At 54.3% G+C, this 16904-nt stretch carries 15 protein-coding genes; 1 reads left to right on the plus strand and 14 read right to left on the minus strand.

The window, feature by feature from the left end:
• Nucleotides 1-419: 419 nt before the first annotated feature.
• From ABC395_RS19100 to cymR, 8 genes are all read right to left on the minus strand, one after another.
• Nucleotides 420-953 carry a DUF1854 domain-containing protein gene (locus ABC395_RS19100; protein WP_413005511.1) on the minus strand — a complete coding sequence of 178 codons (534 nt, stop codon included), beginning with the start codon at nt 951-953 and terminating at the stop codon, nt 420-422.
• Nucleotides 937-3186: an ABC transporter ATP-binding protein gene (locus tag ABC395_RS19105; protein ID WP_413005513.1), complete on the minus strand. Its 2250-nt coding sequence runs from the start codon at nt 3184-3186 to the stop codon at nt 937-939. Before ABC395_RS19105 ends, ABC395_RS19100 begins: the two co-directional genes overlap by 17 nt.
• 408 nt (nt 3187-3594) lie before the next feature.
• Nucleotides 3595-4665, minus strand: coding sequence for an AI-2E family transporter (locus ABC395_RS19110; RefSeq protein WP_413005515.1), 1071 nt, complete (start codon nt 4663-4665; stop codon nt 3595-3597).
• Between the two features lie 49 nt (nt 4666-4714).
• Nucleotides 4715-4852, minus strand: coding sequence for a hypothetical protein (locus ABC395_RS19115; RefSeq protein WP_413005516.1), 138 nt, complete (start codon nt 4850-4852; stop codon nt 4715-4717).
• A gap of 57 nt (nt 4853-4909) precedes the next feature.
• Nucleotides 4910-5107 carry a hypothetical protein gene (locus ABC395_RS19120; RefSeq protein ID WP_009676575.1) on the minus strand — a complete coding sequence of 66 codons (198 nt, stop codon included), beginning with the start codon at nt 5105-5107 and terminating at the stop codon, nt 4910-4912.
• A 14-nt stretch (nt 5108-5121) separates the two neighbouring features.
• Complete coding sequence (locus ABC395_RS19125) at nt 5122-5649, minus strand: PRC-barrel domain-containing protein (protein WP_413005517.1); 528 nt, start codon at nt 5647-5649, stop codon at nt 5122-5124.
• A gap of 56 nt (nt 5650-5705) precedes the next feature.
• Nucleotides 5706-6848: a cysteine desulfurase family protein gene (locus ABC395_RS19130; RefSeq protein ID WP_413005518.1), complete on the minus strand. Its 1143-nt coding sequence runs from the start codon at nt 6846-6848 to the stop codon at nt 5706-5708.
• 16 nt (nt 6849-6864) lie between these two features.
• Nucleotides 6865-7284, minus strand: coding sequence for a cysteine metabolism transcriptional regulator CymR (cymR, locus tag ABC395_RS19135; RefSeq protein WP_009676580.1), 420 nt, complete (start codon nt 7282-7284; stop codon nt 6865-6867).
• A gap of 249 nt (nt 7285-7533) precedes the next feature.
• Between cymR and mnmA the strand changes: the two genes are divergently transcribed.
• Nucleotides 7534-8616: a tRNA 2-thiouridine(34) synthase MnmA gene (mnmA, locus tag ABC395_RS19140; protein ID WP_413005519.1), complete on the plus strand. Its 1083-nt coding sequence runs from the start codon at nt 7534-7536 to the stop codon at nt 8614-8616.
• 406 nt (nt 8617-9022) lie between these two features.
• Here the strand turns inward: mnmA and ABC395_RS19145 are convergent, their stop codons facing one another.
• The 6 genes from ABC395_RS19145 to ABC395_RS19170 form a co-directional block, all read right to left on the minus strand.
• On the minus strand, nt 9023-10504 hold the full coding sequence (locus ABC395_RS19145; RefSeq protein WP_413005520.1) for a potassium/proton antiporter: 1482 nt from the start codon (nt 10502-10504) through the stop codon (nt 9023-9025).
• A gap of 60 nt (nt 10505-10564) precedes the next feature.
• Nucleotides 10565-11869 carry a replication-associated recombination protein A gene (locus ABC395_RS19150; RefSeq protein ID WP_413006770.1) on the minus strand — a complete coding sequence of 435 codons (1305 nt, stop codon included), beginning with the start codon at nt 11867-11869 and terminating at the stop codon, nt 10565-10567.
• A 92-nt stretch (nt 11870-11961) separates the two neighbouring features.
• Nucleotides 11962-13065 (minus strand): Ger(x)C family spore germination protein, encoded by a 1104-nt coding sequence (locus ABC395_RS19155; protein ID WP_413005521.1) that lies wholly within the window; start codon nt 13063-13065, stop codon nt 11962-11964.
• Nucleotides 13062-14150 (minus strand): GerAB/ArcD/ProY family transporter, encoded by a 1089-nt coding sequence (locus tag ABC395_RS19160; RefSeq protein ID WP_413005522.1) that lies wholly within the window; start codon nt 14148-14150, stop codon nt 13062-13064. Before ABC395_RS19160 ends, ABC395_RS19155 begins: the two co-directional genes overlap by 4 nt.
• Complete coding sequence (locus ABC395_RS19165) at nt 14137-15498, minus strand: spore germination protein (protein ID WP_413005523.1); 1362 nt, start codon at nt 15496-15498, stop codon at nt 14137-14139. Before ABC395_RS19165 ends, ABC395_RS19160 begins: the two co-directional genes overlap by 14 nt.
• 325 nt (nt 15499-15823) lie before the next feature.
• A complete protein-coding gene (locus ABC395_RS19170; RefSeq protein ID WP_413005524.1) occupies nt 15824-16813 on the minus strand; it encodes a LacI family DNA-binding transcriptional regulator in 990 nt (329 codons plus the stop codon).
• Nucleotides 16814-16904 lie beyond the last annotated feature (91 nt).

The following is a 16904-nucleotide window of genomic DNA, read 5'->3' on the forward strand; positions in this document are numbered from 1 at the left end:
ACGATAACGGATCCGCTTGCCGTTGGGCTTATGTGACTTGTCACCCACACTCCGAAATGAGCGTTCGGCCATCCTTCATGAAAGGTTCTCGCAGCCTTCTTCTATAGAAGAAGGAACCTTCTCTCTGCCAATGGGCTATGGCGTACTGGATTTCTTCAGCGCTTTGTTTATCGAGTTTGACTCAGTTACCGAAAATTATAGTTCATATCTGGAAACGATGTCAACCTGACGGGCGCGGATTAAAGCCCCTCCCTGCCGGGTACACGTTCTTCTTACAGGCTGACAGAGAACGGGCCCGTTCGGCTGTGACTGATGCCGCACTTGTTCGAAGCTCCCAGCGCGCGGAGCGCGGCGTCACATTGACGCGGTCAACTGCGCCCGGCCACTGTTTCGAGCGGAAGAGCCGTTAGCGCCTAAGCTCAAAAAACCTTCCGCAGCTGCTTAAAGCTTGCGGGATCGAGTCCCTTGATGCTGGCCACTTCCAGTCTCCGGTCCCCGGTGTCCACCAGGAGGAGACGATCCTCCCCCTGCCGGAATACGTGATCGTGCAGATTGGGCAGACTGAGCCGCTCGGGGCCGAACTGGGTAACGATGTCCCACTGCCAGCCGGAAATGTTCTGCTTGATGCTGCGGATAGCTTCGATACGGGGAAGCAGGTATCTTACATGCAGCTCTTGCTCCAGTTCCCTCCGGGAAGCGTCGTCCAGTTGCTCCATCTCGGCGATAATACCGATCTCTTCCCCCTCCTTCGTACGGATGGAGATGTACCGGTCCGGCTCGGTAAAGGGGAACGTCCGGAACACGAGAATTTCCTCGTGAACCCGTCCGGCGCAGGCCAGCGAAAGCAGGCCGCCTTCCGTGCGTTCGATCCGGCATTTGTCCGCTTGAAGCAGGAAGATATCGAAGGACTCCCCGCCTTCCGGAGAACCGGCGTATTTATACGGGTTCGGCACTGGTATCACGCTCCCTGATCAACGCTGTTTCGTTCTGGGCCTTCACAAGCTTCCAATAGATACCTTCCAGTTCCATCAGCTGCTCGTGAGTCCCCGTTTCGGCTATCCGTCCTTTATCGATCACCACGAGACGATCCGCGCTGCGCAGAGTGGACAGGCGGTGGGCGATCGCAAAGGTCGTTCTTCCCCGGACAAGCCTGGAAATCGCCTCCTGGATGAGACGCTCCGTTTCCGTATCCACGGAAGCGGTAGCTTCGTCCAGAATAAGGATGCGGGGATCGTGCAGAATGGCACGGGCAATGGCGATGCGCTGCTTCTCCCCGCCAGACAGCCGGTGGCCGCGCTCGCCCACCCGCGTGTCGTAGCCGTCGCTCATCCCCACGATAAAGTCGTGGGCGTTGGCGATTTTCGCGGCCCGCATAATATCAAGCGGCGACGCTTCCGGCTTCGCATAGGCGATATTCTCGGCAATCGTCCCGTCAAAAAGGAACGTTTCCTGGAGCACGACTCCGATCTGGGCACGCAGGCTTTCCTGGCTCAGCTTCTTCAGCGGAATTCCGTCCATTAAAATCCGCCCCCGGTCCGGATCGTAAAACCGGCAAATCAGATGAATCAGCGTGGACTTACCGGCGCCCGAATGTCCGACAAATCCGATCATTTCACCGGGCTTCACTTCGAGTGAAATATCTTTCAGGACCGGCTTATGCTTCTCGTAACCGTACGTGACCCGTTCCAGCGAGACGGAGCCCTGTAGCCGGCCGGGAGCAACCGCATCCGCCGTATCGGCCACTTCGCGGGGCGTATCCATAATTTCAAAAACGCGCTCCGCGGCCGAGACGGCCCGGTTCGTCCAGCTTATTGCCTGCGTAAACCACTGCAAAGGACCGAAAAACATCGTGAGATACACGGTAAAGGCCATCAGAGTGCCCAGCGTCAAGCCTCCGTCCAGCACCTGCAGGCCGCCGTAATACCAGACGATAATCCCGCCTGCACCCGTGACGAGCATAAACAAAGGGGTCGCAGCCTGCCACAGCCCTTCCATCCGTACGGTTTGCGTCATCATTTCCCGGTTCGCTTCCCCGTACCGGGCCTGTTCGCTTTTTTCCCGTCCGAATGCCTTGACCACGCGAATCCCCTGCAGGGAATCGCCGACCAGTGTCTGAAGCGTATTCAGCGCTCTCCACTGCTTGTACCAAAGCCGGCGGACCTTCGGCCACAAAATCCAGACTCCGGCAAGCAGCAGCGGAGTCGGCAGAAGCACGGCCAAGGTGAGCTTCCAACTGAGGGCAAGCATCATCGACAAAATGGCAACGACGGTCAGCACCTGGCTGGCCACCCAGATGACGCCTTCCGTGAGGAACTGTCTCATGGAGTCGGTGTCCTGATTGAGCCGGCCGATGAACTGGGACGTCTGGCGGCGGTCGTAGAAGCCGAGTGACTGCTCGGTCAGCGCCTCGAACGTTTCGCGGCGGATATCGTTCATCATGGCCGCTCCGACCTTGACCCCGATAAAGCCCCGGGCAATCTGCAGCGCAGACAAGACCAACCGGGCCCCGAGCAGAGCGGCTACCCATATCAGCAAGGTCTCGGCCATCCCTCCCGGATGCAGCACGTCGTCGACAATAATCTTGGTCACCAGCGGCGGCGCCAGTTCCAGCAAAACCGCGATGATCAAAAACAGCGCGGCCAGGAACATTCTGCCCCGGTACGGGCGCGTGTAGCCCAGCAGCCGCGTCATCACCCGACGGCGTCCCGGGCCGCTCCGCGGCGTCGGATCTTCGGCCGGACACGCGTGGTCCTCGCCTGCCGCTTCTCCGCACAGCGCGCACAGTCCGGCATCGGCGCCTTCGGAGACGCCACTACGGTCAAAGCCGCCGGCTTCCAGCATCATCCCGGCCTTGTGCACCGCCGCCTCCAACCCTTTGGCGCAGGCGCCCGTGTAGCGGACGAGCACGACCGGCCCCGCCTGCGTATCGGCGATGAGGCTTCCTCCGCCCTGCGGAGCATCCTGGGTCCGCAGGCTCCGGACCTCTCCCGGCGCGAAATTGCGCAGGCAGTGGCCGCCGGAAGTGTAGACGCCGATATGCCCGGCGTCCGCAATCAGCCAGCGGTCATCCGGGCGGCCGTTCTCGTCCACGTCCGTGCGGGCGGCTGCCGCAGGCTTTGCTCCCAGACTGCGGAGAAGTTCGGACGGCAGTTCTTCTCCTGCCGCATGCCGCTCCTTGAGTGCCATGGCAACCTCCTTGTGCCGCCTTATCTGTGGCGGCAGAATCGTTAGTCTGATCGTAACGCACGCCTCCTGCAAGCGCAAGAGAACGGCCGGGATCACTTTGGCGATTCTGCTTATGGGGACCACTAAACCTAAGGCTCTTTATATCGTAAGGAGTGGCGGTTGCCTTTCACACGTAATTCCCAGAGTCCTCCCTTTACCGGAGCAGCCGCAAACTTACCTGTTTACAGTGCATTCTTCTTTAGTCCGCTCTTTCCTGCTCCCCTCTACCCGCACGCTCTGCTGCAGACTAACGGCCGGGTCCCGCCTCGCAGACTTGCTCTTGTTATGCAGAGCAGACATTCGGCACCTGCATTCCGCCTCCCGTACGGCAGCGGCATTTCCCTCCGGCAACGGCTCCTGAACTCTCGCCTACACCGTACGCCGGTGAATGTAATAGAGAAACAGATGCTGGAGCACCACTTTCAGCACGGCAAAAAAAGGAACGGCCAAAATCAGCCCCGGTATTCCCGCAACTTCTCCGCCGACCAGCAGCGCAAAAATAATAAGCAGCGGATGCATATGAAGAGTCCGTCCGACAACCTGCGGAGATACTACATTGCCTTCGAGGATCTGCACGATCGTATTGACGACGATAACGAGCAGAACCATTTTTACCGAAACCGTCGCCGCCATAATGACAGCCGGAGCCGCCCCGAAGAACGGGCCCAGGTAAGGAATAATGTTGAACACCGCCACCAGACCGGCCAGCAGCAGCGCATACGGCATGCCGATGGCCCAATAGCCGATATAGGCCAGAACCCCCACAATGACGCACACAAGGAATTGTCCCCGGATGTAGTTGCCCAGCGCCGTGTCGATATCGACCAGCACTTTGACCACCTGCCTGCGCCGCGATTTCGGAACAATGGTCAGCACGGTTTTTTCGATCAATTGAAAATCCTTGAGCATATAAAAAGCGAGAAAAGGAACGATGAAAGCCGTCAGAAGCATATTGATGGTGCCTCCGATGCCGTGAATCGTGTCCGAGATTTTGAGCGATAAATTTTTTTGCAGTTTAAAAATCGCATCGTGAATGCCCGAACGGACGGTATCCGGAAGAAGCTGGCTGTTTTTCATGCCGTCCACGAGCGACTGGGCTTTGAGCGTCATTTCCGGCATATGTTCGTTCAGTTCCCCAAGCTGATTGACGAGCATCGGCGTCACATTCATAAAAACAACCGTCAGCGAGGTCAGAAATACCGCATAAATGAGCAGAACGGCAAACGTCCGGGGAACCTTACGCGTACTCAGCAGATTGACGACGGGGTTGAGCACATAGGAAATAATCATCGCGATCAGAAAAGGGGTAAGCACTGCATTCAAAAAATGAAGGACACTTCCCAGAATCGGCCTTATTTGCAGCAGGAAAAAAAGAACCAGCAGACCGAGCAGCGTATAAATAAGGCCCGCAAACCAGCCGTTTTTAAAAATCGAATTCATGGCGATCCCTCCTGTTGGCACTTTCAGACCGGTATACAAACGTCCCGCTTCATTTCTTCAGTATATGTACAACCTTGGCAATTAATCCAAATCCGTTCGCCTCCGGCCCGGCTTCCTCCGTCGCCCAAACTCCGCGCAAACCAAAAAACGCCGCTCCTGCAGGGCTCAAGCGGTTAAGCTTGTCCATACAGAGGCGGCGCCTCTTATTTATGGGGGGCATTTCAGCTAATCAAGTTGTAAACCCTTATTGGGCATGAATTTGCGGCATTTCTTCCTCGAAAAACAGATCGTCGAGCGAGCTCAGCGTACCGTCTTCCTCCACTTGGTAAACGGACATTTTCTCTCCGTTCACAGCGAGTTCAATGAAGCAGCCCCAGCAATAAAATTGATGGGATCCGATTTTGCCGATATCCTTGGAACTGCAATTTGGACAGCGCATCATGTGCAATTTTCACCCTATTCTTCTTTAGATACGAAGATTTCCTCCGCCTCAAGCCGTGAGTTAAGCGGAACAATCACCGCATCCTCACCAATGGTTACCGATACCGGCATTGGGAGCCACTTGCGACCTTCCGTCAAATCGGACACGAAACCTTCGGACAGTTCAAAACCTATTATCTTTGTACCCAATTTCTCAAGCAAATAAACGTCCTCGATCGTTCCCAATTGCTGACCGTTTGCCGTAATAACGGGGAGTTCTTTGAGCTTGTGCTTGCCGCCGTTCAGCGGGATCAATCCCAGACTCTCGGCCTCCGCATAACTTCGCACGGCTTTCATGTCGGCAATGATGACAGCGTCTTGTCCGCAAGCCGTAATGCCGCCGGCAGGAATATACCGGCAAGAAGAATACCAATGCTGCGCGTCAAGCATAATTCCGAGTATCGTCCATTCGTTGTCCAAAAGAACGTCTCTCACAGTTCCGGCACGTTTACCTGTGGCTAAACAGAAAACAGGCAATCCGATAATGTCGCGGGCTTTACGCAAGGGGAATATTCAACCTCCTCGTGACAGCTGGCGGCCGCCGTGGACGCACCCTTCTCTTATCTACGAATCCGCTTCACGATGGTTGCGGTTTTACGGGCCGCCGTCTCAATTTGGTCTATAGAATTCCCAAAACCGAAACTAAAACGGACAGCCGACTTGCACACAGTTTCTGGAAGGTCCATAGCCCGCAGGACGTGAGAAAGTTCAAGAGAACCCGACGAGCAGGCGGAACCGCTTGCGGCCGCAATACCTTCCAGATCGAGATTCATGAGCAGGGTTTCCGTATGAGTCCCCGGAAAGCTCACGTTAAAAATATGGGGAGCGGAAGCATCCGGATTGCCGTTGACCACAAAACCGTCCGGCCCCAGTTCCTCTAAGAAAATCCGCTCCATATGTCGGCGGTACTCGGAAGTTTGTTTATTGTATTCTTTGTAATTATTTCTATATAATTCCAGTGCTTTCGTGAAACCGACTATCCCGGCTACATTTTCCGTGCCGGCTCTTTTTTTACGTTCCTGAGACCCTCCCAATACTTGAGGAGCCAGTTGAAGCTTACGGGAAGCGAATAAAGCGCCTATCCCTTTGGGTCCGTTGATTTTATGAGCCGAGAAGCTCATGAGGTCTACGGGCAGCACGGAAAGATCGATCGGAAGCTTGCCCAGCGCCTGAACCGCATCCACATGAAAAGCGATGCCGCGGCTTCTGGCCAGCTTTCCGATTTCTTCGATCGGCTGGATGGTGCCTACCTCATTGTTCACATACATCACGCTGATCAGAACCGTTTCGGGGCGGATGGCCTCCTCCAGATCCTTCATTCGGATAAGACCGGTCATATCTACTGGCAGAAATGTAACGTCGCAGCCCATTCGCGCCAGACGCTCTGCCGGATGCAGCACCGCATGATGCTCGATCTGTGTCGTAATCACATGAGCCCGCCTGCCCCCGAAGGTATCGACGATCCCGTACAAAGCCGTATTGTTGCTTTCGGTTCCTCCGCTCGTAAAAAGCAGATCGGCCGGTGAACAGCCGATTGCCGCCGAGAAAGCGCTCCTGGAACGGTCGAGCGCCGTCTTGGCGGCCCGGCCGTAGCTGTGGATGCTTGAAGGGTTGCCGAAATAGTCCGTATAGTAAGGCATCATGGCTTCCAGCACCTCCGGATGGAGGGGGGTGGTAGCGGCATGATCAAGATATATTCCCATAGTGGTCACCCTGCAATCAAATATAGAACATATAGCTGTCGCGTTTGCCTTCTTCTTGATACGAAATCAAAGAAGCCAGAGTTGTGGAATCCAGAACTTCCGCGATGCTGTCCCGGATACGTATCCACAAATCCCGCTTGGCCGGATCGTCTTCTTCCGTAAAATCGACCGGTGAAATCGGTCCCTCCAGGACGCGGATCACTTCACCCGCGGTAATTTCTTCCGCGTTTTTCGAAAGGATATAACCGCCGTAGGCACCGCGGATACTTTTAACAAGACCTGCGTTTCTAAGAGGAGCCACGAGCTGCTCCAGGTAATGTTCGGATAGTTGGTGTTTCTCTGCGATACTTTTCAGCGAGGTCGGCCCTTCCCCGAATCTTGCGGCCAGTTCCATCATTATAGTGAGACCGTAACGGCCCTTTGTTGAAATTTTCAAATTAACACCTCTTCTACCCCTGCTTATGTGTAGGATTACTAGCTCTAGGGTATCCTATTTCTCTATAATTCATTCCATTTAGGCATGTTCTTTACTATGTTATCACAATTCCGATTAATTTGGTTACAAAACCATGACATCTTGATGAAATATTTTCACTTTGCGAAAAGCGCGCTATAATGGGTAGAACCCTGAAGCTTACGTCAGGTGTCACAGCCAATTTTGGCAAGAAAGGAAAACGAACCGGCCATGAGCAAACAGAGAGTCATTCTCGGTATGTCGGGCGGGGTAGATTCTTCCGTAGCGGCTCTGCAGCTTAAAGAGCAGGGCTATGACGTTATCGGCGTCTTTATGAAAAACTGGGACGATACCGACGAGTTCGGCCATTGTACCGCCGAGGAAGACGCGGAAGACGTACGGAGAGTCTGCGACCAGATCGACATTCCGTTTTATACGGTTAATTTTGAAAAAGAGTACTCCGAGAAGGTGTTTCAATACTTCCTGGATGAATACAAAAGCGGGCGCACCCCGAACCCGGACGTTATGTGCAACCGTGAAATCAAGTTCGGCGAGTTCCTGCAGAAGGGTCTGGATCTCGGCGCCGATTATATCGCGACCGGCCACTATGCCCGCCTGGAAGAACGCGACGGCGAGTTCGTTCTGCTCCGCGGAAACGATTCGAACAAGGATCAGACCTACTTCCTGCACGCGCTGAACCAGTACCAGCTTTCGAAAGCCATGTTTCCTATCGGGCACATGCCGAAGCCGCAGGTACGTGAAATCGCGGCCGCCGCGGGCCTTGCGACCGCCAAGAAGAAGGACAGCACCGGCGTCTGTTTTATCGGCGAACGGAATTTCAAGGAATTCCTGAGCCAGTACCTTCCCGCCCAGCCGGGGGACATTCAGACGCTGGACGGCGAAGTAAAGGGCCGCCACGACGGCCTGATGTATTACACGCTCGGCCAGCGCCAGGGACTCGGAATCGGCGGTTCGGGTACCGGCGAGCCATGGTTCGTTGCGGACAAAGACCTGGAGCGCAACATTTTGTATGTCGTGCAGGGAGACAAGCATCCGCGCCTTTACAGCAAGGGCCTGTCCGCCACGGACGTGAACTGGATCAGCACGCGGAAGCCGCAAGGGGAATTTACCTGTACGGCGAAATTCCGCTACCGCCAGCCCGATCAGGGCGTTACGGTAACGCTCGGCGAGGACGGAACGGCGGAAGTCGTGTTCCACGAGCCGCAGAAAGCCATCACGCCTGGCCAGTCCGTCGTTTTGTATGACGGGGAAATTTGCCTGGGCGGCGGAATCATCGATAAGGTTCACCGCTGAAATAAACCGTCCCGGTCTCCGGGCTCATAAAAGCGGCCGCGTGGCCGTGTACCGCCTGACGGACATCGATCCGGAGAGCGGCGGCTTACGCGGAATAGAGACGCAGCATATCCGCTGGAATATTCGCGCGGGCGGCTTCGGCTCCTGCACTACGGCCGTCCCGGCTTGAACCGGACCGAAGCTGTCGGTCTGCTCGGCTGCTTCGGTCCGAGCGGACGGTCTGCTCGGCTGCTTCAGTCCGAGCGGACGGTCTGCTCGGCAGCCGTAAAAAAAGAACGCTAATCCTCAAGAGGATTAGCGTTCTTTTTGTAAGTATATAAAAGGTTTCCGGATACTTACGATGAAACCGCGATTGATTACCTGGGAAATAATTTACCCCGTTAGCTGTCGCGGCTTCCAATTACGATCACAATCCGTTTTCAGGTTCAAGATCAGCCGGTTTTATGGCGGGAGTCTCCTCATCATAAAAGATTTTCTTGACCTTCTCCCTCATCGGCTTCGAAACAAGCGTATACAGAAGGTCGCCTTCAATAAGCTCCGTATTCCCGTGCGGAGTTATAATTTTACCTTTTCGGACGATGGCTGTAATCAGAACTTCTTCCGGAAGCTCCAGGTCGCTGATCAGCCTGTTGTTGACCGGTCCGCTTTCCGTCACTTTGATTTCGATAATTTCCGCATTCGCTTTCCCGAGAGCGAGAAGCTCAAGGGTGTGAGTATCGTTCTTGGCCGAACCTTCGGTAAGACCGAGCTTTTTGGACAGGACGGAAATGGTGGAACCCTGAACCAGCGTCGACAGAAGCACGATGAAGAAGACGATGTTAAAAAACATGCGCCCGTGCTCCAATCCCGCAATCAGCGGATAGGTGGCGAGTACGATCGGAACGGCCCCTCTCAGACCGGCCCATGAGATCAGCAGCTTTTCCCGGTATTGGAATCCCGTCCCGAGCATGCTTCCGAATACCCCTATAGGCCTCGCGACGAACATCAGAATCAGGGCAAGAACGACTCCCTGCCAGGCAATGCTGATAAGATCGTCCGGGAACGCCAGCAGTCCGAGCAGCATAAACATCAGGATCTGCATCATCCAGGCAAACCCTTCGTGAAACCGCGTGATCGAGAACCGGTAGGCAAAATCCGCGTTGCCGAGCCGCAGTGCCATCACATAGACGGCCAGCAGTCCGCTTCCGTGAAGCAGCGCCGTAGCCCCGTAGGTGAAGATCGCAAAAGCAAGCGCCAGCACGGGATATAGCCCGGAGGAATCCAAATCGATTTTGTTCAGGCTCCAGACGGCCAGGCGGCCGATGACCAGACCCAGCACGAGCCCCAACCCCATCTCCCATAAGAAACTTCCGATCAGAAGAAGGATGCTTGTGTCCGGCATTTGAATAAGTTCGATCAGCGACACGGTCAGAAACACCGCCATCGGATCGTTCGTGCCGGATTCCGCTTCCAGCGTCGAAGTGAGCCTTCTTTTCACGTTCTGATTTCCCAGAACGGCAAATACCGCCGCGGCGTCCGTAGACCCGACAATGGCACCGAGGAGAAGCCCTTCCTTAAGCGATACCTGCAAAATCCAGTAGGCGCTCAGCCCCACGATAGCCGTAGTCAGCAGGACGCCTACCGTAGCGAGCATCAGGGAAGGGCGGATCACTTCCTTCACGTGCGGCCACTTCGTGTGCATGCCGCCATCGAACAAAATGACGATAAGAGCCATCAAACCGAACCACTGCGTCAACTGGGCGTTGTCGAAATAAATAAAGCGGTTGAGCCCCATGCCCACCAGCATAAAAAAAACGAGTGCCGGAAGTCCGAACCGGGACGAAAACTTGGACATAAGCACACCGGCGAACAGCAGGACGGCAATGAGAAAAATATATTTCTCCGTCATAATCGGTCTCCTTCAGCTACCTGCAGTTCCTGCCGGAAGCCGCAGGCTCTTATAGAAGGGTCATCGGTTCCGGCGCTGCTGATTTATTTTCATCTTCTCTTCCATACCCTGTTCGGTGGCATTAAAAAACACCTCTCCCTCCAATTGTTCCGGCAAATACGCTTGTTTCACGTAATGGCCCGGATAATTGTGGGGATACATGTAGCCTTTATGCCCTAATTTGTCCGCACCCTTGTAGTGGGTATCCCTCAGATGCAGCGGCACTTCCGCCTGACCGATTTTGTCCATGGCGGACATGGCTCGTCCGATGGCAAGCGGGATGGAGTTGGATTTCGGGCTTTCCACGGCAAACAGAATCGCCTGGCAGACGATATACTTAGCCTCCGGCCAGCCGATTTTATGGTAAGCTTCCATCGCCGAAACCGCCTGAACCATAGCCTGCGGGTTCGCCAGGCCGATGTCCTCACTGCATGCGACGGTCAGACGGCGGATGAACGTCATCGGGTCCATGCCGAGTTTCTCCACGGCGTACAGGAACCAGAAGAGAGCCGCGTCGGACGACCCCCGCACGCTCTTGTGGAACGCGGAGAGAACGTCATACTGCGTCGACTCGTCCGCTTTGACGGTCGGGCGGCGGATAGACTCCTCCGCGATGTCCAGCGAGATGCGGACAACGCCGTCCGCATCCGCCGAGGTTGTCAGCGCGGCGATTTCCAGCGCATTGAGCGCGCGGCGGATATCGCCGCCCGCCATGAACGCGATATGCGCAAGCGCCTCTTCTTCGGCTTCGATGTTAAGGAAGCCGAGGCCGCGCTCTTCATCGGCGAGGGCGCGCTCCATCGCGATGCGGGCATGCTTCTCGGTCAAGCCGTGAAGCTGGAACAGCGTGGAGCGGGAGAGCAGGGCCCCGTTCACATAGTGGAACGGGTTCTCGGTCGTCGCTCCGATGAACACGATCGTGCCCTGCTCCACGGCGGGCAGCAGGGCGTCCTGGCGGGCCGAGTTGAAGCGGTGCACCTCGTCGAGGAACAGAATCGTCCGCCGGCCGTACAGCGCTTTGGCAGACTTGGCCTGCTCGATCACCTCGCGCACGTCCTTGACCGATGCGTCCACGGCGTTCAGCCTCACGAAATCGCCGGACGTCTTCTCCGATATAATGTGCGCGAGCGTCGTTTTACCGCAGCCGGGAGGGCCGTACAGCACGATCGACGTGATCTGGTCGGCCTCGATCGCCCGGCGCAGCAGCTTGCCGGGACCTACAATGTGCTCCTGGCCGATATATTCATCGAGAGTGCGCGGCCGCATCCGGTCCGCGAGAAGCTTTCCGCGGGAATCGTTCTCGGCAGCGGCACTGAATAAGTCCATTTCCATCTGCAATTCCGCCTTTCAACAGCATATAAAGTATCTGTCTATTATACTGTTGACGCCTCTTGTTTGTCGAAGTGCCGCCTGCTATGCTAATGCGCCGTTCCCGCAGAATGAATACGGACGTGGGTATCGACCTTGAATTTCAGCTCGGGATATATTTTTTGCCAGTCCTCCCATTCCGATGCATTGTTCCAGCGCCGGGACATGTAATGCAGTCCGAAGCCGATCGGATCCGTTTCCTGTTTCTGAAGCTTTCTCAGGAAACGTTCCACCTGCTCGTTTATTTCTTTTTCCGTCGCTTCCTCCAGCCTATCCAGAACGGGCCGGGTCATTTTCTCCTGGCTCTCGTTTTCTTCCAGCGTTCCTTTGATACGAATCCGGTACGTAAGCAGAGGCTCTTCTCCCGGCTTACCGGTTATTTTGTACGTGGCCCGGGAGTTTTCCAGATTCAATTCATATAGGATTCCGTCCGATTTGCCGCTCATATTCGTTTTCAGATTTTTGGTGGTAAGCAGATTGTACAATTTAGTTTCGTTGGGATTGAGCTCTACGCCGATGCGGTGTTTTTTCATCAGAGCGAGCTGATCGATAATAAAATGATCCCCTTCCGCTTTGACGATCGGCAGAATAGGATCGATCCCTCTCTCCTCTAGCCGCCGCTGGTAATCGAATAAGTACTCCGTCACGATGTAGGGCGATTCCGTTCCGCTTTTGGAAAGAGCGAGGATGAGAGCGTTGGAAGGGATACGTTCGGACAAAGGCTTCACTTTCTGAACGTCATAAGCCGTAGGCTTAGCGATGGCCAGAAGGGTAACGAGCTGGATATCCCGGCGGCGCACCCCCCAGTTGATGATTTGATAAATATCGTCGCGGGCCATTTTCTCCCCGATTAGAAATACCTTCATATGACCGAAATCCAGCTCTTTGTCCACTTTGGACTTCGCTTTCCTCACCGCGTCCGCCACGGTCTTGGTCTCTTCTACGATAACGTCGAATTGCTCGGTCCCTTCTTTCGGGTTCCCTTGGGGAATGGCCAGCTTCAGACTGACCCGAAGTTTGTTTTCCTGGTCATCCACCTTGTCTATTCCCATCGAGATTACAAAAATGCGTTTGTCGATATCTTTGAAGTTGCAGCCGCCCAGCAGAAGCGGGAGCAGCAGAAACGGAACGAACAGCAGCAGCCTTACCCTCACTTTTTCTTCTCCTTCCTATACATATAGAAAATCAGCAGCACGAAAAAAATTTCTGCTACGATCCTGACTTCAAGAAAGAGCTCACCGGCTCTTATGAGCCCTTCCTGATTGAATTTGAGCATCACCAGGCAGGCTGCCGCGAAAACGAGAACGACTCCCAGCGGAAGGAATTTAGCGCTCCGCGAAGCGGCGGGCAGACGGATCAGCCCCCGGGTGAGACTTTGCGCCACATGCCAATGGACGACCGTACTGATCAGAAACAGGGAAATGTACACCAGATAAAAGACGAAGACGAGACGTTCGACGAGAAACATATCGATCCGTATGGCATCCGCCAGTGAAAACCAGGGGTAGACGTAGGTCGATACCCCCATGGTGCCGTGCATTCCGATCGGTACGATCATCGTGAGCAGCAGCAGGAGCAGGCCCGACAGCGAAATGAGCAGATAGCCTCTCATATGAAACTTTTCGAATACCCGGTTAAATACGACCAGATTGATATAGCCGGTAAAAAGAAAAGTCGCCGCCGCCACCGCTTGGAACGAGGGCCACTGCAGACTGAAAGTGAACGTTTGGAGCACGGCGTCCCAATCGAACATCGGAGACGTGATGGCCCGGATAATGAAAAACGCGACAATCGGACAGTTCAGCACGAGCAGAATTTCCAGGCCAAACAAAATCGAGGCGGGATTGAGCGTACAAGCCCAGCATACGACGATCAAATAGCCGAGCATAACCAGAAAAGCGGGAACGTCGGGGCTTATGTAACGAAGCGTGATATCCACGAAGGACAGCAGCGTAACGGCGCCGACAAAAAACCAAAGCGCGATCATAAGCAGCTGGACGGCGATATTCAGCCATTTGGGGAGAGACCGCTCCATCAATTCCGGAAACCCCTGCCGGGTGAAAGGAACCAGCATTTTCGTAAACCCTCTTATAAGCAGAGAGCTGATAACGACCGAAAGGAGAATCGAAGTCCATGCCCCTTCGAAGCGGTGCTGCAGCAAAATTCTCGGCACATAAATGATGAGGCTGATTAAGGCGTTAATCGCGATCAGATAGTACACATATCTATTGGTGACCATCCGTACCTCCTCCGCGCTGCTCGCGTATATGAAACAGCCGCATATAAGGGCGTCCGAAGCTGCGAAGATTGCACAGGTATAAAATACTGCCGATCACCCCGACGACGACGCCGAGCAGGCCGAAAATGGCGGCCAGCAGAACGAACCAATACTTCGCGAAGCGGACCGAAAAGCTCATCATGTTGATCGGAATAACGAAGTTGGAAATGGCAACCGCGGCCACGAGAATAATCATGATGCTGCCGACCAGCCCCGCTTCCGTGGAAGCCGTTCCCAAAATCAGACCCCCTACCGTCGTCGCCGTCGGTCCGATCGCTTTGGGCAGCCGCAAGCTCGCTTCGATCAGAAATTCCATCATGACGAGCATAATCAGTACCTCGACAAAAGAGGGGTACGGCACGCTCGCCCGGCTCCCCGCGATGAGCAGTGTCAGGTTCATTTTCAAAATTTCGGGGTTGTAGGAAGTAAAGGCCACGTAGAGCGCAGGCAGGGTCAAGGTCATAAACAGGCCCACATAACGGAGAATGAGCAGAAAAAAACCGACGAACGGAAGCTGCACTTTATCGTCCATGGCCGTAAAAAAATCAAAAAAGGTGGACGGCAGAATAAGCGCAAAAGGACTCGTATCGATCAGTATGACAATTTTGCCTTCGCTCAAATTATCGATGACCCGGTCGGGACGTTCCGTCGTCATCATCGTAGGCACCAGCCGGAAGCCTTCCGGACTTAGCGCTTTTTCCAGTTCGCCGGAAGATTGGATTTTGTCCACCTTCAGCTGTGAAAATTTGTCTTTAACGTCCTTAAGGATTCCCTTGTCGACTTTCCGGTCGTCGTAAACGAGCGAGATGGCGGTTTGGGACAAATAGCCGATCGTTGAATTTTCGATTTTGAGATTGGAAGATTTATAACGGCGGCGGACCAGGTTCAGGTTCGTAAAAACTGATTCCGTAAAAGCGTCTTGGGGCCCCTGCACGATCGCTTCCACGGTGGCGTCCCCCACACTGCTCTTCACGTCCTGCAAAGCTTCCAGCAGGTATATTTTCCCGTCGACAAAAAGCGCCACCGAACCCGACAGAATCAAATCGAGCGCTCTGACCACATTCGTAAACTCCATGCCGCTGGGCAGGGACGAAATATACTGAATATAGAGGTCCATGGACCCGATTTCAAAAAACGGGGCGATAAAAAATCTCCGGATCATTTTCGAATCGCACAAGCTTTTCATATAGATCAGCCGCATGGTTCTGCCGTCCGAAGTCAGCTCGCAATTTTCCAAATCGGCGGAAAGCGCCAGCTTCTCGGCCAGCCATTGTTCGATCTGCTCTGTCGTCGCTTTATTGCCGGTCATCCGCCGTTCCCCTCCCTTCGTTCTCTTATCCGTAACGGTTCTTTGGTTTACGTTGCCCAGCTTGCTTCCATGTCATTCCAAAGCTTCGCATTTGCAGCGTGCCGTACAAGCCGGGACCCCGTTACGCCGAGGTGTGCTGAAATTTGAACCTCTCTGCGGAAAAGCGCGGTTCCAGAACAGGCGGGATACAAAAAGAATCGAAAAAAAGATGCCTCCCGCTATCGGGGCATCCTTTTTAATTCGGGGTACGATGGTTCTGTAAATTCGTGTTTTACCGATAGGTCCCGGCCCATGCAGGTTCACATGCAGGTTCACATATAGGGTCTCATGTCGATTCCCGTACGACCAAGGCAGTCGGAAACAGGGTGACTTCCCGCTTCAAAGGGAGCTCCTCCTGCAAACAGGCAAGAAGCTTCTGAACGGCTTCCCGCCCAAGCTGCTCCACCGGAATATCGATGCTCGTAATGGTCGGCGTCGTTACCCGGCAAATCGGCTGATTGTCGTATCCGATAACGGCCAAGTCGCCCGGCACGCCGTATCCCAGATTTACAGCCTGTTTGATCAGCCCTGCCGCCACTTGATCGCTGCCTGAGAAAAGGGCGGCCGGCTTCTTCTCCAGCAGATGAATCTCATCCATAATACGGATGCCGTCCAGGATCGAGAAGGCCCCTTCAAAGATCCATTCCTCATGATAAGGCAGGCTGCGGTCCGACAGGGCGGCCAAATATCCCTTTTTCCGCATATTCTGCGCTTCGCTGTTGGCCGTATCGAAGCAAAAGCCGATATCCCGGTAGCCCCTGTCGATTAAATGCCGCACTGCGGTATAACCGGCTTTGAATTCGTCATAGCACAGAATCGGGACCGATGCGGTTTCATGAAATTCGTTGCACATGAGGATAGGGCCCCCCTTCAAGTAAGGGGCGATATCGTCCCACATGTTCTCCAGTGCGCCAAGAATGATTCCGTCCACTTCCCTATTCTTAAGAAGCTTCATCAGCTGAAACTCGTTTTCTTTGCAGTAAAAAGTTTGAAATACACACACCTTGTAGCCGAATTCCAGCGCTTGCAGTGAGATTCCCTTGATCAGGCCGGCGAAAAAGGGATGATCCGCCTTGGGGACGGAGACGGCGATCAATTTGGAGCTGTTGGTACGCAGCCCCCTGGCCAGGGAATGCGGCGTGTAGTTCATTTCTTCAATAACCCGCAGTACTTCCTTCCGTTTTCTCTCGGAGACGTACGGATGATTGTTCAAGACTCTCGACACCGTGGATGTCGATACTTTGCTGAGCTTGGCGATTTCTTGTATCGTAGGCATAAATTTTCCTCCAAAAAAATGTCTTGACCTGTCATCGATTTCATAATTTACGATGATTACGGATAGGAATTGATAATAAATTCAGGAAACG

The sequence above is a fragment of the Paenibacillus canaveralius genome, from assembly GCF_047238265.1.
Taxonomy (GTDB): domain Bacteria; phylum Bacillota; class Bacilli; order Paenibacillales; family NBRC-103111; genus Paenibacillus_F.

Excerpts from the sequence above, each read along its gene's own strand:
- ABC395_RS19105 (WP_413005513.1), bottom strand. The coding sequence starts at position 3,186 with ATGGCACTCAAGGAGCGGCATGCGGCAGGAGAAGAACTGCCGTCCGAA.
- ABC395_RS19110 (WP_413005515.1), bottom strand. The coding sequence starts at position 4,665 with ATGAATTCGATTTTTAAAAACGGCTGGTTTGCGGGCCTTATTTATACG.
- ABC395_RS19115 (WP_413005516.1), bottom strand. The coding sequence starts at position 4,852 with ATGGACAAGCTTAACCGCTTGAGCCCTGCAGGAGCGGCGTTTTTTGGT.
- ABC395_RS19120 (WP_009676575.1), bottom strand. The coding sequence starts at position 5,107 with ATGATGCGCTGTCCAAATTGCAGTTCCAAGGATATCGGCAAAATCGGA.
- ABC395_RS19130 (WP_413005518.1), bottom strand. The coding sequence starts at position 6,848 with ATGGGAATATATCTTGATCATGCCGCTACCACCCCCCTCCATCCGGAG.
- mnmA (WP_413005519.1), top strand. The coding sequence starts at position 7,534 with ATGAGCAAACAGAGAGTCATTCTCGGTATGTCGGGCGGGGTAGATTCT.
- ABC395_RS19145 (WP_413005520.1), bottom strand. The coding sequence starts at position 10,504 with ATGACGGAGAAATATATTTTTCTCATTGCCGTCCTGCTGTTCGCCGGT.
- ABC395_RS19150 (WP_413006770.1), bottom strand. The coding sequence starts at position 11,869 with ATGGACTTATTCAGTGCCGCTGCCGAGAACGATTCCCGCGGAAAGCTT.
- ABC395_RS19160 (WP_413005522.1), bottom strand. The coding sequence starts at position 14,150 with ATGGTCACCAATAGATATGTGTACTATCTGATCGCGATTAACGCCTTA.
- ABC395_RS19165 (WP_413005523.1), bottom strand. The coding sequence starts at position 15,498 with ATGACCGGCAATAAAGCGACGACAGAGCAGATCGAACAATGGCTGGCC.
- ABC395_RS19170 (WP_413005524.1), bottom strand. The coding sequence starts at position 16,813 with ATGCCTACGATACAAGAAATCGCCAAGCTCAGCAAAGTATCGACATCC.